The sequence below is a fragment of the Oleiphilus sp. HI0080 genome (assembly GCF_001635135.1).
In genome coordinates this window covers 1-238 of record NZ_LWFU01000116.1, presented here as the reverse complement: position 1 = coordinate 238, position 238 = coordinate 1, and the positions used below count along the sequence as shown (strand labels likewise).

The following is a 238-nucleotide window of genomic DNA, read 5'->3' as shown; positions in this document are numbered from 1 at the left end:
AAGCACCTAAAGCAGTAAGTTGACGGCCAACGCGATCATGACGATACCGATAATGAAGTCGAGCATGCGCCATGCACTTGGTTTTTCAAATATAGGACGCAGTATGCGGGCACCGTAGCCGAGTGAAAAGAAAAATGCGAAGGATGCACACACCGCGCCGATACCAAAAAGATGTTGCTGCTCTCCATATTGAACAGAAATCGCGCCAAGGAGAAAAACAGTATCCAGATAAACGTGT

Annotated in this window: 1 protein-coding gene; it reads right to left on the bottom strand. The window is 47.1% G+C overall.

The features are described 5' to 3' along the window. Positions 1 to 6: 6 nt before the first annotated feature. Positions 7 to 238, bottom strand: a 232-nt coding sequence (locus tag A3751_RS01445; protein WP_156492166.1) for a LysE/ArgO family amino acid transporter, incomplete at its 5' end; no start/stop codon positions are given.